The organism is Roseivivax marinus (assembly GCF_900109705.1).
In the GTDB taxonomy this organism is placed as follows: Bacteria; Pseudomonadota; Alphaproteobacteria; order Rhodobacterales; family Rhodobacteraceae; genus Roseivivax; species Roseivivax marinus.
Genome location: NZ_FOAI01000010.1, coordinates 90,404 through 112,123 on the forward strand (window position 1 = coordinate 90,404; position 21,720 = coordinate 112,123).

The 21,720-nt window shown below is 68.6% G+C and carries 20 protein-coding genes; 16 read left to right on the forward strand and 4 right to left on the reverse strand.

Features of this window, described 5'->3' with window-relative positions; all coding sequences use genetic code 11:
* The first annotated feature begins 64 nt into the window (after positions 1-64).
* The 16 genes from fnrL (at position 65) to trpS (ending at position 17,080) form a co-directional block, all read left to right on the forward strand.
* Entirely contained in the window at positions 65-799 is a 735-nt protein-coding gene (gene fnrL, locus BMX29_RS13480; protein ID WP_092813649.1) for a transcriptional regulator FnrL, read from the forward strand.
* 170 nt (positions 800-969) lie between these two features.
* Positions 970-2,559: a cytochrome-c oxidase, cbb3-type subunit I gene (gene ccoN / locus BMX29_RS13485; protein WP_092813652.1), complete on the forward strand. Its 1,590-nt coding sequence runs from the start codon at positions 970-972 to the stop codon at positions 2,557-2,559.
* 6 nt (positions 2,560-2,565) lie between these two features.
* The gene (gene ccoO / locus BMX29_RS13490) at positions 2,566-3,387 is read left to right on the forward strand and encodes a cytochrome-c oxidase, cbb3-type subunit II (RefSeq protein ID WP_092813655.1); all 822 of its coding nucleotides are present in this window, start codon (positions 2,566-2,568) and stop codon (positions 3,385-3,387) included.
* Positions 3,388-3,398: 11 nt separating this feature from the next.
* Complete coding sequence (locus BMX29_RS13495) at positions 3,399-3,593, forward strand: CcoQ/FixQ family Cbb3-type cytochrome c oxidase assembly chaperone (RefSeq protein ID WP_043844316.1); 195 nt, start codon at positions 3,399-3,401, stop codon at positions 3,591-3,593.
* A complete protein-coding gene (gene ccoP, locus BMX29_RS13500; protein WP_092813658.1) occupies positions 3,590-4,462 on the forward strand; it encodes a cytochrome-c oxidase, cbb3-type subunit III in 873 nt (290 codons plus the stop codon). Before BMX29_RS13495 ends, ccoP begins: the two co-directional genes overlap by 4 nt.
* 178 nt (positions 4,463-4,640) lie before the next feature.
* A complete protein-coding gene (gene ccoG, locus BMX29_RS13505) occupies positions 4,641-6,185 on the forward strand; it encodes a cytochrome c oxidase accessory protein CcoG (RefSeq protein WP_092813661.1) in 1,545 nt (514 codons plus the stop codon).
* 1 nt (position 6,186) lies between these two features.
* Entirely contained in the window at positions 6,187-6,648 is a 462-nt protein-coding gene (locus BMX29_RS13510) for a FixH family protein (protein WP_092813664.1), read from the forward strand.
* On the forward strand, positions 6,645-8,804 hold the full coding sequence (locus BMX29_RS13515) for a heavy metal translocating P-type ATPase (protein WP_092813667.1): 2,160 nt from the start codon (positions 6,645-6,647) through the stop codon (positions 8,802-8,804). The genes BMX29_RS13510 and BMX29_RS13515 overlap by 4 nt, the downstream gene beginning before the upstream one ends.
* Positions 8,801-8,959, forward strand: a complete 159-nt coding sequence (gene ccoS / locus BMX29_RS13520) for a cbb3-type cytochrome oxidase assembly protein CcoS (RefSeq protein WP_081749732.1) — start codon at positions 8,801-8,803, stop codon at positions 8,957-8,959. The genes BMX29_RS13515 and ccoS overlap by 4 nt, the downstream gene beginning before the upstream one ends.
* A gap of 145 nt (positions 8,960-9,104) precedes the next feature.
* Complete coding sequence (locus BMX29_RS13525; protein WP_043844325.1) at positions 9,105-10,697, forward strand: ABC transporter substrate-binding protein; 1,593 nt, start codon at positions 9,105-9,107, stop codon at positions 10,695-10,697.
* A 146-nt stretch (positions 10,698-10,843) separates the two neighbouring features.
* Positions 10,844-11,935 carry a M24 family metallopeptidase gene (locus BMX29_RS13530; RefSeq protein WP_092813670.1) on the forward strand — a complete coding sequence of 364 codons (1,092 nt, stop codon included), beginning with the start codon at positions 10,844-10,846 and terminating at the stop codon, positions 11,933-11,935.
* Entirely contained in the window at positions 11,935-12,942 is a 1,008-nt protein-coding gene (locus BMX29_RS13535; protein WP_043844329.1) for an ABC transporter permease subunit, read from the forward strand. The genes BMX29_RS13530 and BMX29_RS13535 overlap by 1 nt, the downstream gene beginning before the upstream one ends.
* 3 nt (positions 12,943-12,945) lie before the next feature.
* Positions 12,946-13,854: an ABC transporter permease subunit gene (locus BMX29_RS13540; RefSeq protein WP_043844331.1), complete on the forward strand. Its 909-nt coding sequence runs from the start codon at positions 12,946-12,948 to the stop codon at positions 13,852-13,854.
* 4 nt (positions 13,855-13,858) lie between these two features.
* On the forward strand, positions 13,859-14,848 hold the full coding sequence (locus tag BMX29_RS13545) for an ABC transporter ATP-binding protein (protein ID WP_092813673.1): 990 nt from the start codon (positions 13,859-13,861) through the stop codon (positions 14,846-14,848).
* Complete coding sequence (locus BMX29_RS13550) at positions 14,845-15,810, forward strand: ABC transporter ATP-binding protein (protein WP_043844335.1); 966 nt, start codon at positions 14,845-14,847, stop codon at positions 15,808-15,810. The genes BMX29_RS13545 and BMX29_RS13550 overlap by 4 nt, the downstream gene beginning before the upstream one ends.
* Positions 15,811-16,072: 262 nt before the next feature.
* Positions 16,073-17,080 (forward strand): tryptophan--tRNA ligase, encoded by a 1,008-nt coding sequence (gene trpS, locus BMX29_RS13555; RefSeq protein WP_043844336.1) that lies wholly within the window; start codon positions 16,073-16,075, stop codon positions 17,078-17,080.
* Positions 17,081-17,231: 151 nt separating this feature from the next.
* Here trpS and BMX29_RS13560 read toward each other — a convergent pair whose 3' ends face one another.
* The 4 genes from BMX29_RS13560 to BMX29_RS13575 form a co-directional block, all read right to left on the reverse strand.
* Positions 17,232-18,728, reverse strand: coding sequence for a class I adenylate-forming enzyme family protein (locus tag BMX29_RS13560; protein WP_342342392.1), 1,497 nt, complete (start codon positions 18,726-18,728; stop codon positions 17,232-17,234).
* 34 nt (positions 18,729-18,762) lie between these two features.
* Positions 18,763-19,170 carry a PaaI family thioesterase gene (locus tag BMX29_RS13565; protein ID WP_043844338.1) on the reverse strand — a complete coding sequence of 136 codons (408 nt, stop codon included), beginning with the start codon at positions 19,168-19,170 and terminating at the stop codon, positions 18,763-18,765.
* On the reverse strand, positions 19,167-20,300 hold the full coding sequence (locus tag BMX29_RS13570) for an acyl-CoA dehydrogenase family protein (protein ID WP_092813679.1): 1,134 nt from the start codon (positions 20,298-20,300) through the stop codon (positions 19,167-19,169). The genes BMX29_RS13565 and BMX29_RS13570 overlap by 4 nt, the downstream gene beginning before the upstream one ends.
* Before the next feature lie 214 nt (positions 20,301-20,514).
* The gene (locus BMX29_RS13575; RefSeq protein WP_043844340.1) at positions 20,515-21,711 is read right to left on the reverse strand and encodes an acyl-CoA dehydrogenase family protein; all 1,197 of its coding nucleotides are present in this window, start codon (positions 21,709-21,711) and stop codon (positions 20,515-20,517) included.
* Positions 21,712-21,720: the final 9 nt, after the last annotated feature.

A 21,720-nucleotide genomic window follows, 5' to 3' on the forward strand; every position in this document is an offset into this window, starting at 1 on the left:
ACAATCCGCTTGCAACTTGATGTGGATCAAGCGCACTGATCCTGCTGCGAAAACGGGGGGCGGCATGGCCATCGCAAAGACACGCGACACATGCGCGGGGTGCCCGATTCGGCACCGCGCGGTCTGTGCCTACTGCGATGCCGACGAGCTCGCGATGCTCGAGCGGATCAAGTCCTACGCCACCATCGCTCCCGGTGCGCCGATCTTCTTCGCGCGCGAACCCATGCGCCACGTCGCCACCGTCGTGACCGGCGCGGCGGTGCTCTCGCGGACGCTCGAGGACGGGCGGCGCCAGATCTCGGGCCTGATGCTGCCCTCGGATTTCATCGGCCGCCCCTGGCGAGACACCATTTCCTACGACGTGACGGCGCTGAGCGAGGTCGTGCTGTGCCGGTTCGACCGCAAGGCGTTCGAGACGATCCTCCGCGACACGCCCCATGTTGCCGAGCGACTTCTGTCGATGACGCTCGACGATCTCGACGCCGCACGGGACTGGTCGGTGGTGCTGGGCCGCATGGCCGCGCGCGAAAGGGTCTCGGCGTTCCTTCTGGCGCTGGCGCGGCGTCTCGGCACGCCGGATCCGAAGGTGCCCGAGAGGGTGACTTTCGACCTGCCCCTCACGCGCGAGGCCATCGCCGACGCGCTCGGCCTGACGCTCGAGACCGCGAGCCGGCAGATGTCGGCGCTGCGCCGGGACGGCGTGATCGAGACCGAGGGCCGCACCCGCGTCGTGGTGCCCGATCTCCTGCGCCTGCAGGAAGAGGCGCAGGACGACGACGACGGCGGCGAGCTGGGCTAGGGGCGCGACCTGCACGGTCCCGTCCGCCCGCCGGCACCCGGAACCCCCTGCCGACATGCGATAAATCTAACTTGATCCACGTCAAGGATACCGCGGCCCGTTCCGTGTGATCTCCGGCGTCGAAGCGGCCCCCTCTCCGGGCCGTCCCGACCGATGCGGAGAACAGGCGGATGGATTACGTCAAACTCATCGTGCTGGGCATCGTCACCCTCGTGGCCGCGATCGCGGCCAACTGGGCGCGCGACCTGGCATACAACGTGCACGCGCTGATGATCATGGTGATCGCCGGTGCGATGTTCCTCTGGCAGTTGCGCCAGACCGACGAGCCCAAGCGCGTCGTCGACACCTCGGGCTACATGGACGGCCCGGTGCGCGCGGGCGTCATCGCGACCGCCTTCTGGGGCATCGCGGGCTTTCTTGTGGGCACCTTCATCGCCTTCCAGCTGGCGTTCCCCGAGCTGAACTTCGACTGGTCCGAAGGCTACCTCAACTTCGGTCGCCTGCGTCCGTTGCACACCTCTGCGGTGATCTTCGCTTTCGGGGGCAACGCGCTGATCGCCACGTCGCTTTACGTGGTGCAGCGCACCTCGGGCGCGCGGCTCTGGGGCGGCAACCTCGCCTGGTTCGTGTTCTGGGGCTACAACCTGTTCATCGTGCTTGCGGCAACCGGCTACCTGCTCGGGGCCACGCAATCCAAGGAATACGCCGAGCCGGAATGGTACGTCGATATCTGGCTCACCATCGTCTGGGTCGCCTACCTCGCGGTCTTCCTCGGCACCATCATCAAGCGGAAAGAGCCGCACATCTACGTCGCCAACTGGTTCTACCTCGCGTTCATCGTGACGGTGGCCATGCTGCACGTGATGAACAACCTGTCGCTGCCGGTCTCGATCTGGGGTTCGCGCTCGGTGCAGGTCTTCGCCGGCGTGCAGGACGCGATGGTGCAGTGGTGGTACGGCCATAACGCCGTAGGCTTCTTCCTGACGGCCGGCTTCCTGGGCATGATGTACTACTTCGTGCCGAAGCAGGCCGGGCGCCCGATCTACAGCTACAAGCTGTCGATCATCCACTTCTGGGCACTGATCTTCCTCTACATCTGGGCCGGTCCGCACCACCTGCACTACACCGCGCTGCCCGACTGGGCGTCGACGCTGGGCATGGTGTTCTCGATCATCCTGTGGATGCCCAGCTGGGGCGGCATGATCAACGGCCTGATGACGCTGGAAGGCGCCTGGGACAAGATCCGCACCGACCCGATCATCCGGATGTTCGTGGCCTCGCTCGCCTTCTACGGCATGTCGACCTTCGAGGGCCCGATGATGTCGATCCGCGCGGTCAACAGCCTCAGCCACTACACCGACTGGACCATCGGCCACGTGCACTCCGGCGCGCTGGGCTGGAACGGCCTCATCACCTTCGGCTGCCTCTACTTCCTGACGCCCAAGCTCTGGGGCCGGACTCAGATGCATTCCGTGCGCGCCATCAACCTGCACTTCTGGCTCGCGACCGTGGGGATCGTCCTCTACGCGGCCTCGATGTGGGTGACCGGCATCATGGAGGGCCTGATGTGGCGCGAGGTCGATGCCAACGGCTTCCTCGTCAACTCCTTCGCCGACACCGTCTCCGCCAAGTTCCCGATGTACGTGGTCCGTGGCCTCGGCGGCATCCTCTACCTCACCGGCGGTCTCGTGATGGTCTGGAACATGTGGATGACCATCCGCGCGGCCCGGCCCGTCACCGCCCAAGTCCCCGCGGAGTAACCAGCCATGAGCGACAAGAACGACAAGATCCCCCCCGCCGAGGACGACCCGAAGGTCACGCAGCCGGGTGACGGCGGCATCCCGAACGAGTTGCCGCACCACCGGAAGCTGCTCGACAAGCACGCGATCCTCGAGCGCAACGCCACCCTGCTGATGGTCTTTGCCTTCCTGGTCGTGACCATCGGCGGCATCGTCGAGATCGCGCCGCTGTTCTGGCTCGAGAACACGATCGAGGAAGTGGAGGGCGTGCGTCCCTACTCCCCGCTCGAGCTTTCCGGGCGCGAGGTCTACGTCCGCGAGGGCTGCTACGTCTGCCACAGCCAGATGATCCGGCCCATGCGCGACGAGGTGGAGCGTTACGGGCATTACAGCCTCGCAGCCGAGTCGATGTACGACCACCCGTTCCAGTGGGGGTCGAAGCGGACCGGGCCGGACCTCGCGCGCGTCGGTGGCCGCTACTCGGACGAGTGGCACGTCGATCACCTCGAGGATCCGCAAAGCGTCGTGCCGGAATCGATCATGCCGAAATACGACTACCTGCGCCGCGCCACGATCGAGCCCGAGCATGTCGGCGACCTGCTGCGGACCCACCGCGCGGTGGGCGTGCCCTACACCGACGAGATGATCGCGTCGGCGCGGACGGACTTCACCGTGCAGGCCGACCCGATGGGCGACTACGACGGCCTGCTCGAGCGGTACCCGGGCGCGCAGGTGCGCAATTTCGACGGGCGGGACGAGCTGACCGAGATGGACGCGCTCATCGCCTACCTGCAGGTCCTGGGCACGATGGTCGACTTCTCGACCTTCGAAGCCGCCGACGCGCGCTGAGGAGAGACGAGATGGATACCTATTCCGTGCTCCGCCACTTCGCCGACAGCTGGATGCTCCTCGCGATGACGCTGTTCTTCCTGGGCATCTGCGTGCGCGCATTCCTTCCGCGGATGCGCACGGCCCAGGCCGAGGCCGCCTCCGTGATCTTCCGAAACGATACCCCCGCAGAGGGCGGGACGCCTTCCGAAAGGCAGAAGCCATGAGCCAGAACAAGAAAGACGACGTCACCGGCGTCGAGACGACCGGCCACGAATGGGACGGCATCGAGGAGTTGAACAACCCGCTTCCGCGCTGGTGGCTCTGGACCTTCTACGCGACGATCGCCTGGGGCGTGGTCTACACCATCCTGTTCCCGGCCTGGCCGCTGGTGAACTCGGCCACGGCGGGCGTTCTGAACTGGTCGACCCGCGGCCAGGTGGCCGAGCGCATCGCCGCCGTGGACGAGGCCCGCGCGGGCATCGAGGCGCGTCTGGTCGAAACCGACCTGGCCGCCATCCCCGAGGACGAGGAGTTGCACTCCTACGCGGTGAACGCGGGCGCGGCGGTCTTCCGCACCCATTGCTCGCAGTGCCACGGGTCCGGCGCGCAGGGGGCCAAGGGTTATCCGAATCTGCTGGATGACGCCTGGCTCTGGGGCGGCGCCCGGGACGAGATCGCCTACACGGTGCGCCACGGCATCCGCAACGAGGACGACCCCGACGCACGCTACTCGCAGATGCCGGCCTTCGGCGACATTCTCGCGGACGAGGAGATCGCGACGCTCGTGGACCACGTTCAGGGCATGGCGCAGGGCGGCGATCCGGCGGCGGGCCCGGGGGGCGAACTCTACCAGGCGAACTGCGCGGCGTGCCACGGCGAGACCGGGGCGGGCATGCGCGAAGTCGGCGCGCCGAACCTGACCGACGCGATCTGGCTTTATGGCGGCGACACCGAAACGCTGACCGAGACGATCACCAATGCGCGGTTCGGCGTCATGCCGGCCTGGGGCCTGCGCCTCGACGAGGCCGACGTGCGCGCGGTGGCCACCTACGTCCACCAGCTCGGTGGCGGCGAGGAGACCGCGCCCGAGTGAGGCCCGCCTCGAGGCAGGGCCGGGCGGGGCGTGCGGACAGGCGCGCCCCGCTCGCGGCGTCCGGCACACGCGACAGCCTGCCGCAGGCTGACAAGCGCTTGATCCACGTCAAGGAACTCCGGACCGCGTCGGCCTAATCCGGCTGCGACACGACATCATTCACCAAGGCACCCCCCCGATGTCCGATACGCAACTCTACGCCGCGCGCGAGCCGATCTTTCCCCGCCGGGTCTCGGGCCGCTTCCGGCGGCTCAAGTGGGCGATCCTGATCGTCACGCTGGGCATCTACTACGTCACCCCGTGGATCCGCTGGGACCGCGGCCCGGCGCTGCCCGACCAGGCGGTGCTCGTCGACATGGCGAACCGGCGCTTCTACTTCTTCTGGATCGAGATATGGTCGCACGAATTCTATTTCGTCGCGGGCCTTCTCATTATGGCGGGCCTCGGCCTGTTCCTGTTCACCTCGGCGCTGGGCCGGGTCTGGTGCGGCTATGCCTGCCCGCAGACCGTCTGGACCGATCTCTACCTCGCGGTCGAGCGCTGGGTGGAGGGCGACCGCAACGCGCGCCTTCGGCTGCACAAGGCGCCGTGGACCGCCCACAAGTGGCGCCTGCGCCTGACCAAGTGGGCGATCTGGCTGGCCATCGGCCTCGCCACCGGCGGGGCGTGGGTGTTCTACTTCACAGACGCGCCGACGCTTCTGCGGGACATCGTGACGCTGAACGCGGCCCCAGTGGCCTACCTGACCATTGCCATCCTGACCGCGACGACCTTCGTCTTCGGCGGCTTCATGCGCGAACAGGTCTGCATCTACATGTGCCCGTGGCCGCGCATTCAGGGCGCGATGATGGAAGAGGACACCCTCACCGTCGCCTATCGCGACTGGCGGGGCGAGCCGCGCGGCAAGGGCCTGCGCCGTCGCAAGGCCGCCGCACAGGCCGAGGAGGTCGCGGCGCCCGAGGCCGTGACCCGCGCCGCAGGCCCGCAGATCGGCGGCCGCGCACCGGTCATTCCCATGCCCGGCGTGCCGAACACGACCACCGGCGCCTATGATGCGGCGACGCCCGGCGACTGCATCGACTGCAATGCCTGCGTGAACGTCTGCCCGATGGGCATCGACATCCGCGACGGCCAGCAACTGGCCTGCATCACCTGCGCGCTGTGCATCGACGCCTGTGACGAGGTCATGGAAAAGATCGGCAAGCCACGCGGGCTGATCGACTACCTCGCGCTGTCCGACGCCCCGCGCGAGCGGGCCGGCGGGACGCCGCGCGCCGCATGGCGTCACCTGATCCGCCCGCGCAACGCGCTCTACCTCGCGCTGTGGTCCCTGGTCGGCGCAGGACTGGTCTTTGCGCTCTTCATCCGCTCCGAGATCGAGATGACCGTGGCCCCGGTCCGCAACCCGACCTTCGTGACACTGTCGGACGGGACCATCCGCAACACCTACGACATCCGCCTGCGGAACAAGCAGGGCGAGCCGCGGGACTTCGCGCTGTCGCTGGTCTCGGAGGCCGATCTTGCTATCGAACTGGAGGGTCTCGAGGGCACGATCACAGAGGTGCCCGCCGACACCCAGCGCCTGCAACGGGTCTACGTCACCGCCGCGCCCGGCTCCGAGGCCGCCACTTCGGCCGAGACCGCCCTGCGGTTCTGGGCCGAGGACATAGCCTCGGGCGAGCGCGCCCACCGCGACACCGTCTTCAACGGACAGGAGAACTGACATGAGCTTCGAATTGACCGGCCGCCGCGTCTTCGGGCTGTTCGCCCTTGGCTTCGGCACGATCATCGCCGTGAACGTCACCCTGGCTGTGAACGCGGTCAGAACCTTTCCCGGCCTCGAGGTCGCGAACTCCTACGTGGCCAGCCAGCATTTCGACGCCGACCGAACCGCGCAGCAGGCGCTGGGCTGGGAGGCGGTGGCAAAGGTCGAGGACGGCGCGTTGCGCGTCGAGCTGACCGACGCCGAAGGGCGGCCCGTCGCGCCCGCCGCGCTGACGGTGACCGTGGGCCGGCCGACGACCGACCGGGACGATCGCGTCATGGCGATGGCGTCCGAGGGCGTGGTCCGCGTCGCGCCTATGCCCGAGGGGGGCGGCGCCTGGCTCGTGAGGATCGACGCCGAAGCGATGGACGGCACCGCCTTCCATGCCCGCCGGATCGTCGCGGCGGAGCGCGCGGGATGAGCGGCGCCTGTGCCTGCGGCGGCCTCGCCGCCGAGATGCCCGGCGCGTCCGCGCCGGCGGCCGATGCGCGCCCCGACATCGCCCTGCACCTGCCGACGATTCACTGCGCCTCCTGCATCGCCACCGCCGAGCGGACGCTGGCTGATGTCCCCGGCGTGATCTCTGCGCGGGTGAACATGGGCCTGAAACGCGCGCTGATCGTCACCGACGGCAGCGTCGCCGCCGACGCGCTGTGCGCCCGGCTCGAGGCCGCGGGACTGCCCGCCCAGCCGCTCGACCTCGCGCGGCTGGGCAAGCCCGGCGACGCGGAGATGCGCGCGCTGCTGATGCGGCTGGGGATCGCGGGCTTCGCGATGATGAACGTGATGCTGCTGTCGGTGGCCGTCTGGTCGGGCGCGGCGGATGCAACGCGCAGCCTGTTCCAGCTTCTGTCGGCGGCGATCTCGGTTCCGGCCATCGCCTATTCCGCGCGGCCGTTCTTCGCCGGTGCAGTGCGGTCGCTTCGGGCCGGGCGGCTGTCGATGGACGTGCCCATCGCGCTGGCGATCGCGCTGGCCACGCTGATGTCGCTGGCCGAGGCGTTGTGGGGCGCGGGACATGCCTGGTTCGAGGCTGCGCTGTCGCTGACGTTCTTCCTGCTGGCGGGCCGCGCGCTCGATCTCGCGACGCGCCGGGCGGCGCGCTCGGCGGCGGCGGAACTGGCCGCGCTCGACGTCGGCACCGCGACCCGGCTCGGCCGCGACGGCCCCGAGACCGTGCCGAGCGCGGAGCTTCGCGTCGGGGACCGCGTGCGCGTTCTTCCGGGCCAGCGGCTTCCGGCGGACGGCCGCATCGTGGAGGGCGAGACAGACCTCGACCGCTCGGCCCTGACCGGTGAGACCGCGCCGGTGGCCGCCGCGCCCGGCGATGACGTGGCCGCGGGCGAGACCAACCTGACCGGCGCTCTTGTGGTCGAGGTGACATCGGCGGGGCAGGACACGCGCCTTGCCCGCCTGACCGCGCTGGTGGCGGTCGCCGAAAGCGCACGCAGCCGCTACACCTCGCTCGCCGACCGGGCGGGCGGCGTCTACGCGCCCCTGGTCCACATCCTCGCCGCCGTAGCCTTCGTGGCGTGGTGGTGGATCGCGGGCGATGCCTGGTATGCGCTGGCCATTGCGATTGCCGTTCTCATCATCACGTGCCCCTGCGCGCTGGGCCTTGCCGTGCCGGCGGTGTCGGTCGCGGCCTCGGGCCGCCTGTTCCGGCGCGGGTTGCTCCTGACAACGTCCACCGCGCTGGAACGGCTGGCCGAGGTGGACACGGTGGTCTTCGACAAGACCGGCACGTTGACGACCGGGACGCCGCGCATCGCCGACGCACCTGACGGCCCCGAGCTTGCCATCGCCCGGGCGCTCGCCGAGGGCTCGGGCCATCCCGCGGCGGGGGCCCTCGTGCGACACGCGCGGGCGGCGGGCGTCGAGGCCGCGACGGTCTCCGATCGCCGCGAAGTGCCCGGTCGCGGTGTCGAAGGTACCTGGCGCGGCCAGACCGTGCGGCTCGGGCGCGCGGCGTGGACCGGGGGCGAGGATGATGGGCGCTCGGCCATGTGGCTGCGGATCGGCACCGAGACGCCCCTCCGATTCGGGCTGGAAGAGACGTTGCGCCCCGGCGCCGCCGAGGCGGTCGCGGCCTTGCGGGCGGCGGGCTGCGATGTGGCGCTTCTGTCCGGCGACGGACGCCTTGCGGTCGAAGACGTTGCCGCGCGCACCGGGATCGCGGAGGCCGAAGCCGGCCTCGCGCCCGAGGACAAGCTCGCGCGGCTGGAGGCCCTGGCCGCCGAGGGTCGCCGCGTGCTGATGGTCGGCGACGGACTGAACGATACCGCCGCGCTGTCGGCGGCGCACGCGGCCATTGCGCCGGGGTCGGGCCTCGATGCCGCACGCAGCGCCGCCGACGCGGTGCTCATGGCCGAGGACCTGTCGGTGGTGGCCGAGGCCGTCACCATCGCGCGCCGCGCCCGCACCCGGATGCGCCAGAACCTGTGGCTGGCGGCGGCCTATAACGCGATCGCCATCCCCGTCGCGCTTGTCGGGGCGGCCACGCCGCTGATCGCGGCACTGGCGATGTCCACGTCGTCTGTTACCGTGTCGCTGAACGCCATGAGGTTGGGACGATGAACGTGCTTGCCGTGCTGATACCCGTGTCGCTGATCCTTGGCGGGGTCGGCCTCGCGGCCTTCGTCTGGTCCATGCGCGCGTCGCAATACGAGGACTTGGAAGGGGCGCGGCACCGGGTGCTGTCGGACGACCACGACGACCGGCCGCTGCCGTAGCGTGAGGGTTCTTTCCGCAAAGATGACCTTGCGTTAAACAGTGGGTATCCGGTTTGCATACTCCATAGCGCCCGGTGCAACGTCCCTGCCATGCCGGGGTCCGACAACGAGGCCCCGGAGAGAAACACAACCGGGAGGTCACTCGATGACACTGCTCCGCACAACTCTGGCGGCTGGCGCAGCCGTGCTCGCGCTCAGCGCAGGCGCGTCGGCCCAGACACTGATCTACTGCTCCGAAGGTTCGCCCGAAGGCTTCGACCCGGCGCTCTACACGGCCGGCACCACGTTCGACGCCTCGTCGCGCCAGGTCTACAACAAGCTCGTCGAGTTCGAGCGCGGCACCACCGAGATCGTGCCGGGCCTCGCCGAAAGCTGGGAAGTGTCCGAGGACGGCACCCAGTACACGTTCAAGCTGCGTGAAGGCGTGACCTTCCACTCGAACGACCAGTTCGAGCCGAGCCGCGAGTTCAACGCCGACGACGTGATCTTCTCGTTCGACCGGCAGGGCAACGAAGAGAACCCGTACAACGGCTACTCGGGCGGCACCTGGGAATACTTCAACGCCATGTCGATGCCCGACCTGATCGAGAGCATCGAGAAGGTCGACGAGTACACCGTCCGCTTCAACCTGACCCGGCCCGAGGCACCGTTCATCGCGAACATGGCGATGGACTTCGCGTCGATCCTGTCGAAGGAATACGCCGATCAGCTTCAGGAAGCCGGCACGCCGGAGATGCTGAACCAGGCGCCGATCGGCACCGGCCCGTTCGAGTTCGTCGGCTACCAGAAGGACGCCGTGATCCGCTACCAGGCGAACGAGGACTACTGGAAGGGCGCCGCGCCCATCGACAACCTCGTCTTCGCGATCACGCCGGACGCCTCGGTGCGCTACCAGAAGCTGCAGGCGGGCGAATGCCACGTCATGCCGTATCCGAACCCGGCCGACCTCGACGCGATGGAAAGCGACGAGAGCGTCAACCTGATGAGCCAGGAAGGCCTCAACGTCGGCTACCTCGCCTACAACACGCAGGTCGCGCCGTTCGACAAGGTCGAGGTGCGCAAGGCGCTGAACATGGCGATCGACAAGCAGGCGATCATCGACGTGGTGTTCCAGGGCGCGGGCACCGCGGCCAAGAACCCGATCCCGCCGACGATCTGGTCCTACAACGACGCCGTCGAGGACGACGAGTACGATCCCGAGGCGGCGCAGGCGATGCTGGAAGAAGCCGGGGTGTCGGACCTGTCGATGGAGATCTGGGCGATGCCGGTGCAGCGTCCCTACAACCCCAACGCCCGCCGCATGGCCGAGCTTCTGCAGGAAGACTTCGCGCAGATCGGCGTGAACGCCGAGATCGTGTCCTACGAGTGGGGCGAGTATCTCGAGCGCTCCAAGGACATGGATCGCCAGGGCGCGGTGCTGCTGGGCTGGACCGGCGACAACGGCGACCCGGACAACTTCCTCGCCGTGCTTCTGGGCTGTGACGCCGTGGGCGGATCGAACCGCGCGCAGTGGTGCCACGAGCCGTTCGACGAACTGATCCAGCAGGCCAAGACCACGTCGGACCAGGAAGAGCGCACGCAGCTCTACGAAGAGGCGCAGGTCGTCTTCAAGGAGCAGGCGCCGTGGGCGACCATCGCGCACTCGGTCGTGTTCGAGCCGATCCGTCCCGAAGTCCAGGACTACAAGATCGACCCGTTCGGCGGTCACATCTTCTACGGCGTGAGCCTCGCGGAGTAACCCGCGACCACGCGATCACCGGCCGGGGCGGCAGCGCCCCGGCCTTTTTCGTTCGGCGCGGGTCCGCGCATCCGGCCCGCCGAACGTCACGGCACGTCCGGGCACGCATTGTCTTTCCCGGTCCGACTGATTAACGGAGCGCCCCCATGACCGACCGCTACCGCGACTACCGCGCGCTCGCCAGTTCGCTCGACGCCGATGCCGTCGTCCTCGTTCCGGGGCCGAACTTCGAGCGCCTGTTCCACGCGCATTTCGCCACCTCCGAGCGGCCGACGCTCGTGGTGATCCCCGCCCATGGCCCGCCCGCGGCGATCGTGCCGAACCTCGAGCTCGGCTCGTGGGCGGCGCTCGACTTCGAGGGAGAGGTTTTCGACTGGCGCGACCAGGACGGCTACGGCGCGGCCTTCGCCGCGCTCGGCCGGCACATGGCGCCACGGCGCATCGCGGTCGAGGGGCAGGGGATGCGCGTCTTCGTGCACCACGCTCTCGCCGGGGCCTTCCCGGGCGTCGAGATCATCGACGCTGAGCGCGAGATCAGCGGCCTGCGCATCGTCAAGACCGCCGACGACGTTGCCCGCTTGCAAGAGGCGATCCGAATTTCCGAGACGGCTCTCGCCGAGGTTGCAGACTCCGTCCGGCCGGGGCAAACCGAGGTGGAGATCCAGCGCCACCTGCTCGCGGCGCTGTTTTCTCATGGGGCCGAAGGCAACGCCTTCGGCCCCATCGTCGCGGCCGGCGACAACTCGGCCAAGCCGCATGCCACGCCCCGGGATTACCCGCTCGCCGCCGGTGACGCGCTGCTGATCGACTTCGGCGCGACCTGGGGCGGCTTCCATGCCGACATCACCCGGACCTTCTTCGTCGGACATGCCGACGACGAGGCGCAGACAGTCTACGACACCGTTCTGCAGGCCAACCGCCGCGGCCACGAGATCGCCCGCGCCGGCGTCACCGCGCACGAGATCGACGACGCGGTGACCGGGGTGCTCGAGGCCTCGCCCTATGCAGACCGCATCCGGACCAAGACCGGCCATGGTCTCGGCCGCGAGGTTCACGAGGCCCCGTACATCATGCGCGGCAACCACGAGGCGCTGCCCGCGGGCTGCGTTTTCACGAACGAGCCCGGCCTCTATTCGCTCGGCCGGTTCGGTGTCAGGATCGAGGACGACATCCTCGTGACCGATGACGGCTGCCGCTCGCTCACCACCTTTCCACGCGAACTGAGGATTCTCGGCTGATGCTGCGCTTCGTCCTCTCCCGCCTCGTCACCTTCATTCCGACCTTCTTCGGGGTCACGCTGGTGTCGTTTGCGTTTATCCGCCTTCTGCCCGGCGACCCGATCCAGCTTCTGGCGGGAGAACGGTCGGTCAGTCCCGAACGCTATGCAGAGCTCGAGGCGCAGCTGGGCTTCGACCAGCCGCTCTGGCAGCAATATTTCGACTACCTGTTCGGTATCTTCCAGGGCGATCTGGGCACGTCCTTCGTGACGCGCCGACCCGTGCTGGACGAGTTCATGGCGCTCTTTCCCGCCACGCTCGAGCTGTCGATCTGCGCCATCGTTCTTGCTGTGCTGCTGGGCATCCCGGCGGGCGTCATTGCTGCGGTCAATCGCGGCAAGTTCTTCGACCAGGCGCTGATGACCACGGCGCTCGTCGGCTACTCGATGCCGATTTTCTGGTGGGCGCTGCTGCTGATCATCGTGTTCTCGTCCGGCCTCGGCTGGACGCCGGTGTCGGGACGCATTTCGTTGATGTACTTCTTCGACACGCCCACGGGCTTCATGCTGATCGACAGCGCGATGTCCGGAGAGCCGGGCGCGTTCCGCTCGGCGGTGTCTCACCTGATCCTGCCGACCATCGTGCTGGCGACGATTCCGCTGGCGATCATCGCACGGCAGACCCGCTCGGCCATGCTCGAGGTGCTGGGCGAAGACTACGTCCGCACCGCCCGCGCCAAGGGCCTCGCCCCCCTCCGCGTGAACGGTCTGCACGCGCTGAGGAACGCGATGATCCCGGTCATCACCGTGATCGGCCTGTCTGTCGGCACGCTGCTAGCGGGCGCGATCCTGACCGAGACGATCTTTTCCTGGCCCGGCATCGGCAAGTGGATGGTCGATTCCATCTTCCGTCGCGACTACCAGGCGGTGCAGGGCGGGCTTCTGATCATCGCGGTGATCGTGATGCTCGTGAACCTGACCGTCGACATCCTCTACGGCGCCATCAACCCGAAGATCCGGAAACGATAAGCCATGTCAGACGCAAGCTCCGCCACGGCCCGCACCATCGCCCAGGCCCCGCCCAGTCCGCTCAAGGACTTCTGGAACGCGTTTTCCGAGAACCGCGGCGCCACCGCGGGCCTCGTGGTGTTCATGCTGTTCCTGCTGGTCGCGATCTTCGCGCCGCTGATCTCGCCCTACGCGCCGGACACGCAGTTCCGCGACGCGCTGCTGCAGCCGCCGGTCTGGACCGACGGCGGCACCTGGCAGTTCCCGCTGGGCACCGACCCGCTCGGCCGCGACATGCTCTCGCGGCTGATCCACGGCGCGCGGTTCTCGTTCTTCATCGGCATCGTCGTGGTGACGGTGGCGACGTTCTTCGGTGTCGTGATAGGGGTCATCGCGGGCTTCGCGCCGACATGGGCGGACACGCTCATCATGCGGGTGATGGACATCGTGCTGTCGTTCCCGTCGCTGCTTCTGGCGCTGGTGCTGGTGGCGATCCTCGGACCGTCGCTGCTGAACGCGATGGTGGCCATCGCGATCGTGCTGCAGCCGCACTTCGTGCGCCTGACCCGCGCCGCCGTCCTGTCCGAGCGCACCCGCGACTACGTGACCGCGGCCCGCGTCGCCGGTGCGGGCAAGATGCGGATCATGTTCCGCACCGTTCTGCCGAACTGCCTGGCACCGATCATCGTGCAGGCGGCCCTGTCGTTCTCCACCGCGATTCTCGACGCCGCGGCGCTCGGCTTCCTCGGGATGGGCGCGCAACCGCCCACGCCGGAATGGGGCACCATGCTGGCCGAAGCGCGCGAGTTCATCCTGCGCGCCTGGTGGGTGGTGACCTTTCCCGGCCTCTGCATCCTCGTGACGGTGCTGGCGATCAACCTGATGGGTGATGGCCTGCGCGACGCCCTCGATCCGAAACTGAAGCGGAGCTGAGACGATGCCTCTTCTCGAAATCCGCAATCTCACCGTCGAGTTCTCGACCACCTCGGGCGCCTTCCGGGCGGTGGACGGCGTGGACATCACGGTGGAGCCCGGCGACCTCATGGCGATCGTGGGCGAGTCCGGCTCGGGCAAGTCGGTGTCGATGCTGGCGGTCATGGGCCTCCTGCCGTGGACCGCGACGATCACCGCCGACCTCATGGCCTTCAACGGTCACGACCTGCGCGGCATGACGGCCAAGCAGCGCCGCCGCATCATCGGCCGCGACATGTCGATGATCTTCCAGGAGCCGATGTCGTCGCTGAACCCGTGCTTCACGGTGGGCTTCCAGATCCGCGAAAGCCTCAAGAAGCACACCGACCTCGACCGCAAGGGCCGGCAGGAGCGTGCGGTCGAGCTGATGAAGCTGGTGGGCATTCCCGCCCCCGAGAAGCGGCTGGGCGCCTTCCCGCACCAGTTGTCGGGCGGCATGAGCCAGCGCGCGATGATCGCCATGGCGTTGGCCTGCGAACCGAAGCTGCTGATCGCGGACGAACCGACGACCGCGCTCGACGTGACGATCCAGGCGCAGATCCTCGAGCTGCTGACAGGTCTTCAGGAACGCACCGGCATGGCGCTGATCCTCATCACGCACGACATGGGCGTGGTGGCCGAGACGGTGAAGCGCGTGCAGGTCCAGTATGCCGGCCAGAAGGTCGAGGAGCAGGAGGTCGGCGCGCTCTTCGACGACCCGCACCATCCCTACACCGCGGCTCTGCTCGCGGCATTGCCCGAGCGCGCGACCGAGCGTCGTCTGCCGACGATACCGGGCGTCGTGCCGGGGCAGTTCGACCGGCCGACCGGCTGCCTGTTCTCGCCGCGCTGCCGGTTCGCCGACGCGCATTGCAAGGCCGTGGAGCCGGTGCAGGCCTCGCCCGAGATGGGCCTCGCGCTTTGCCACTACCCGCTGTCGCACGGCGAGCCCACGAAGAAGGAGCAGGCGTCATGAGCGCGATCCTGACGGCCGAGAACCTCAAGCGGCACTACGAGGTCGGCGGCGGCGCGTTCCGCTCGGCGGCGACCGTGCGCGCGCTCGACGGCGCATCCTTCGCGCTCGAACCGGGCAAGACGCTGGCCGTGGTGGGCGAGTCGGGCTGCGGCAAGTCCACGCTGGCCCGCGTGGTGACGATGATCGAGCCTCCCTCGGGCGGGTCGCTGGCCATCGAGGGCCGCGAAGTCGGTCCCGACGGCGCCGCCAAGGACCGCGACCTCCGCGCGATGGTTCAGATCGTGTTCCAGGATCCCTACGGGTCGCTCAACCCGCGCCAGACCATCGGCCAGACGCTGATGGAGCCGCTCATGCTCAACCGCCCCGAGATCAAGGCGGAGGAGCGCGAGAGCCGGGCCCGCGAGATGCTGCGGATGGTGGGGTTGCGCGACGAGCACTTCGATCGCTACCCGCACATGTTCTCGGGGGGCCAGCGCCAGCGCGTCGCGGTAGGCCGTGCCCTGATGCTCGAGCCGAAGATCCTCGTGCTGGACGAGCCCGTTTCGGCGCTCGACCTGTCGATCCAGTCCCAGGTTCTGAACCTGCTGATCGATCTGCAGGAGAAGTTCCAGCTGGCCTACCTGTTCATCAGCCATGACCTGTCGGTGGTGCGCCACCTCGCCGACGAGGTGATGGTGATGTATCTGGGCCGGCCGGTCGAGACGGGGCCCAAGGACGAAATCTTCGCGCATCCGCGACACCCCTACACCCGCGCGCTGCTGTCGGCGACGCCGGTGGCCGATCCGCGCCACGAAAAGACACGGATCAAGCTGGAGGGCGAGCTTCCCTCGCCGATGGCGGTGCCCGAAGGCTGCCCCTTCAATCCCCGCTGCTGGCGCGCCACCGACGAGTGCCGCCGGGAGTTCCCGCCCTACGAGGGCGAGCGGCACCGCTACGCCTGCTATCACCCGATCGAGGAGTGAGGACGTCTGAGCGGTGCCCGGCGCGGAATCGAGGCCGGCAGGCGGCCGCGCATCGCAGGGCCGGCGATTTGGTTGCGCTTGGCACGTCGCTCCGAGGTCGTCCGGATGTGGTTGGGATGAAGCGCTGCCGAACGACGGTCGGCATCGCCGATCCGCGGCCCCTCGACGCGCGGCTTCTCGTGCGGCCGCCGCAGGCGCTTTCGCCTTGCAAGTGACGGCGGATCGGCCCACACCTGCGACCCGTTCGACAAGGGGGCGCGCAATGGCTTCGAAGTCCATTCTGACCGGCATCAAGCCCACGGGGCAGGTCCATATCGGCAATTACGCGGGCATGATCCGCCCGACGCTCGACCTCATGGCGTCGAACCCGGACGGGGAGAACTTCCTGTTCGTGGCCAACTACCACGCGCTGAACTCGATCGGGAACGCCGAGGAGGTCCGCCAGTTCACGCACGAGATCGCCGCCTGCTTCCTCGCGCTCGGGCTCGACCTGAGCCACACCAACTTCTACCGGCAGTCCGACGTGCCAGAGGTGTTCGAACTGACGCAGGTGCTGTCCTCGGTGACGCCCAAGGGCCTGATGAACCGCGCGCACGCCTACAAGGCTGCCGTGGACGCGAATGCCGAAAAGCCGAACGCGCAGCCTGACGACGGCGTGAACATGGGTCTCTATACCTACCCGATCCTGATGTCGGCGGACATCCTGCTGTTCGACGGCGGCATCGTCCCGGTGGGCAAGGACCAGATCCAGCACGTGGAGTTCGCCCGCGACATCGCCGGCTACTTCAATCGCCGCTACGACACCGAGTTCTTCACCCTGCCGGAGCATTCCGTGCAGGAGAACCTCGAGGCGATCGTCGGTCTCGACGGGCGCAAGATGTCCAAGAGTTACGGCAACACCATTCCTCTCTTCGGGGACCCAAAGAAGCGGCGCAAGGCGATCAACAAGATCGTCACCGACAGCCGCGAGCCGCACGAGCCCAAGGACCCGGACACCAACACGGTCTACCAGCTCTATGCCGCCCTGGCCGAGCCGGCCGAGGTGGCGCACCTGCGGGCGCGGTTCGAAGAGGGGGGGATGGGCTACGGCGACGCCAAGCGCATCCTCGCGGACAAGCTGGACGAGATGTTCGAGGGGCCGAAAGCTCGTTTCGAGGAATACATGGCCGACCGCGGCGAGCTCGAGGCGATGATGGCCAAGGCCTCGAAGGGCGCCAAGGAGAAGGCCGCCGCCAAGATCGAGGCCATGCGCGGGATCGTCGGCACCTGAGCGAGGGCGCTGCCCTCGCGCTCCCGGAGTACTTGGAACGAGAAGAAGACGAAGGGCGCCACCGGATCGGGGCGCCCTCTTTCGTCGGCGTGGGCGCGGGGATTCTGCCCGCGCGCTCCCGGGATTTCATTCACCAACGTTAAGCGCTGGGTCAGCCGGCCTCGAGCGCCGTGGCGAAGTGGGTCAGGAGCTTGTGCTTGAGCACCTTGCCCGAGGGCGCCGCCGGCAGCGTGTCGACCACAAGGATGCGGGTCGGGCGCTTGTAGGCCGAGAGGCGGTCGTGGACGAAGGCGCGCAGCTCGTCCGGCGTGGGCGCCGGATCGGCGGTCTGGACGAAGGCGAGGATGTCCTCGTTGCCGTCGCGGGCGCGCCCGATCACTGCCGATTGCACCACCTGCGGATGATCGTTGAGGGCGGCCTCGACCTCGGGCGGGTAGACGTTGAAGCCGCCGCGGATGATCAGCTCCTTGGCGCGGCCGACGATGTGCAGGCGGCCCTCCTCGTCGATGCGACCCAGATCTCCGGTGCGCAGCCAGCCGTCGGGCGAGAGCGCCGCGGCGGTGGTCTCGGGGGCGCGGTAATAGCCCTTCATCACGTGGGGGCCGCGCGTGAGAACCTCGCCGGTCCCGGGCTCCTGGCCAACGGTCTCGTCGATGGCGATCTCGACGCCGGGCAGGGGCGGGCCGACCGACGTGTCGGGCGAGCCGATCGGATTGCGGGTGCCAGAGGATCCGGCGGTGCTTTCGGTCATGCCGTAGCCGTTCTGCAGAGGTAGGCCGTAGAAGGCCTCGGCCTTGCGCTTCCACGTCGGATCGAGTGGCGCGGCGCCCGAGGAGACGTAGCGCAGGCGCGCGTTCTCGAGGCGGCCAACGCCCTTTTCCGCCGCGTGCGCCATCAGGAGCGCGTGCATCTGCGGCACCGCCGGCAGCACCGTCGCGCCGTCGACCAGCGCCTGATATAGCGCGGCGGGCTTGAAGCGGGGCGCCAGGGCGATGGATGCGCCGACATGCGCGGCGGCCATGAGCATGGAGGCCAGGCCGAAGACGTGGGTCATGGGCAGGGCGCCGTAGATCAGGTCTTCGGGCACCATGGCGCGCAGCTCGGCCGAGGCGCGGCCCGCGAACAGCAGGTTGCCGTGGGTCAGCATGACGCCCTTGGGATCGCCCGTGGTGCCCGTGGTGTAGAGCATCACCGCTACCTCGGGATCGGTCTCGGGCGTGGTGCCGTCGCGGCGCAGGAGGCCTACCGTGCCGGAAAGGGTCGCGACCTCGGCGGCGCCGGCGGCCCGTGCGTGGGCGCCGGCCTCTGCCGAGACGTTGGAGGTGTACATCACCACGGCGGGATCGGCGTGCGCGGCGATCTTGTCGAGCTCGGCGCCGGTCATGCGTGCGTTGACGGGCACCGCCCAGGCGCCGAGGCGGCTGGCGCCGAAGATTGCGGCGGCGGTGGCGAGGCAGTTTTCAGCGACGATCACCACGCGGCTGCCGGCCGTTGCGCCGTGGGCGGCCATGAGCTCGGCCATCTCGGTGGCGGCGGCGTCGTAGGCGTGCCAGTCGTGGCGGCTGCCGTCGGCGTCGACGATGGCGGGCGCGTCGGGACGCAGTTCCGCGTTCCGCGCGAGCATCTCGTGTATGCGCTGGGTATCCACGGGTCTCTCCTCCCTGTGAAGTCCGGTTTCGGGGTCACCCGGCGCGGGGCGGCACCCTTTTGAAGACGCCGGAGGCGGTGGCGATGGTCGTGCCGTCGTCGGCCACCAGCTCTCCGGCGATGAACAGAAGCGAGCGGCCGCCGCCGGTGATCCGGCCGGTGGCCGTCACCCGCGTTCCGTCGCGCGCGGGCGCGAGGAACTGGGTGGTCAGCGACACGGTCAGGAACGGCGCGCGGCCCTCGGGATCGACGCTGAGCGAGCCCGTCGCGCCCATGGCGCTGTCGAGCAGGAGCGACGCGATGCCGCCGTGCAGGACGCCGTGGCGGTTGGTGTGGTGGCCTGTCACGTCCAGCCAGCACCGCGCCGAGCCGTCGCCCCGGCCCACGTCGATGACGTAGCCGAGGCCGCGTTGCGCGCCGGTCTCGTCGCGGATCTCGCTCATGCGGCGGCGAGCCGGATGAAGCGCTCGAGGTGCCAGTCCACGTCGCCGAAGCGGTGGTCGATCATGGTCAGGCGCTTGGCGATGTGACCCAGCGCGTATTCCATTGTCATGCCGATGCCGCCGTGCATCTGAATCGACTCCTCGACCACCAGCTTGGCGGTGCGGCCGACGAGGTTCTTGGCGGCACTGACGTAGCGCTCGCGCTCGGCGCGCGGGGCGTCGAGATGGCCGCCGAGGTTGATCACGGCCGAGCGGGCCTGCTCGATCTCGATCAGGACATCGGCCATGCGGTGCTGGAGGGCCTGGAACTTGCCGATCGGCTGTCCGAACTGCTTGCGCTGCTGGAGGTAGCCGACGGTCAGGTCCTTGGCGGCGTCCATCAGGCCCACGGCCTCGGCGCATTGCGCGGCGATGGCCCGGGCGTGCTGGGTCTCGATCGCCTCGAAGGCGCCGCCCTCGGGGCCGATCAACGCGTCGGCGGGCACCGTCACGTCGGTCAGCGTGATCTCGGAGGCGCGGCCGCCGCCGTTGAGCGGGTAGTCGCGGGTCTCGATGCCGGAGGCGTCCATCGGCACGAGGAAGAGCGAGATGCCGTCTGTGTCGCCCTTTTCGCCCGAGGTGCGGGCGCTGACGACCATCTGCTGCGCGGCCGGAGCGGCCATGACCACCGACTTGCGTCCGGTGAGGATCCAGCCGTCGCCACCCTTGGCGGCCTGCGTCTCGACATGGGCGAGGTCATAACGGGCGGCGGGCTCGCCGTGGGCCAGGGTGAGGATGGTCTCGCCCGAGACGATCTCGTCGATCATGGCCTTCTGGGCGTCGGAGCCGAGGGCGGCGATCAGGCCGCCGGCGAGGACGCCGGACTCCATCAGAGGTTCGAAGGCGCCGGCGCGGCCGAGTTCCTCGAACACGACGGTCAGGTCGAAGCCCGCGCCGCCGAAGCCGCCGTCCTCTTCCGAGAACAGCGCGCCGATCACGCCCATCTCGGCGAGGCCGGACCAGAGCGTATCGGAATGGCCGGTGTCGGCCTCGGTCGCGTCGTGGATCATCTCGGGCGTGACGGTGTCCGAGAGGTAGCGCCGCAGGCTGTCCTGCAGCATCTGGCGTTCTTCGGTGAGTTCGAAATTCATGTCAGTGTCTCCGCGTGCCTGAAGGGCAGGATGAGGCGGGGCGCGCCAGCCTGGGCGGGCGCGCGGGAAGAAGAGGCGGGCCGGGCGGCCGGGACTTGCCGCGACCGGCACGGGGGCCGGGGACGACGATGATCGCGCCTGCCCGGGGGCAGGCAGGCGCGGCCCGGCGCAGATGCCGGGTTCGCCGGTCGGAAGATGGTCCCGGCGCCCAAGCTCACAGCTCGAGGATCGCCTTGGTGATGATCGTGCGCTGCACCTCGTTGGAGCCGCCGTAGATCGAGAGCTTGCGGTTGTTGAAGTAGCTCTGCACCGCCGGCATGGCGTAGTCGGGGCCCACCGGCTCGACGTTCGAACCCTCTTCCAGCGCCTCCGACACGAAGGGCAGGGCGTAGGGCCCGACCGCGCGGCGGGTGAGGTGGTTCAGCTCCTGCCGGATCACCGTGCCCTTGATCTTGAGCATCGAGGACTCAGCGCCCGGCGCCTGGCCTGCGGCAGCCGCGGACACGACGCGCATGTTGGTCGTGGCCATCGCCATCAGGTCGATCTCGACCTGCGCGACCTTGGCGGCGAACAGCGGGTTCTCGATCAGCGGCTTGCCGTCCTGCATCTCGAGCCCGGCGATGCGCTTGAGGTTCTGCAGCGCCGCCGTCGAGAAGCCCACGCCCGCGATGTTGGTGCGCTCGTGGGTCAACAGGTACTTGGCGTAGGTCCAGCCCTTGTTCTCCTCGCCGACGAGGTTCTCGGCGGGCACCTTGACGTTGTCGAACCAGACCTCGTTCACCTCGGCCTCGCCGTCGATCAGCACGATCGGACGCACCGACACGCCTGGCGTGTCCATGTCGATCAGCAGGAACGAGATGCCCTCCTGCGGTTTGCCCTCCTTCGAGGTCCGCACGAGGCAGAAGATCTTGTCGGCGTACTGGCCGAGGGTGGTCCACGTCTTCTGGCCGTTGACGATGTAGTGGTCGCCGTCCCGCTCCGCGCTGCACTTGAGCGACGCGAGGTCCGAACCCGCGCCGGGCTCGGAGTACCCCTGACACCACCAGTCCGACCCGTCGAGGATGCGCGGCAGGTAGTGCGCCTTCTGCGCGTCGGAGCCGAACTTCATCAGCACCGGACCCAGCATGTTGATGCCGAAGGGCACGATGCGCGGAGCAGAGGCGCGCGTGGTCTCCTCCTCGAAGATGTGGCGCCGCACGGCGTCCCAGCCGGTGCCGCCGTGCTCTTCGGGCCATGTCACGCCGAGCCAGCCCTTCTCGTGGAGGATCGCGTGCCATTCCTCGTAGTCGGACTTGGTCAGGCGGATGCCGGTCGCGACCTTGTCGGACAGCCGCTTGGGCAGCTTCTCGTCGAGAAAGCGGCGCACCTCGTCGCGGAACGCCTTCTGTTCATCGGTATAGGTGAGGTCCATCTGTCGTCC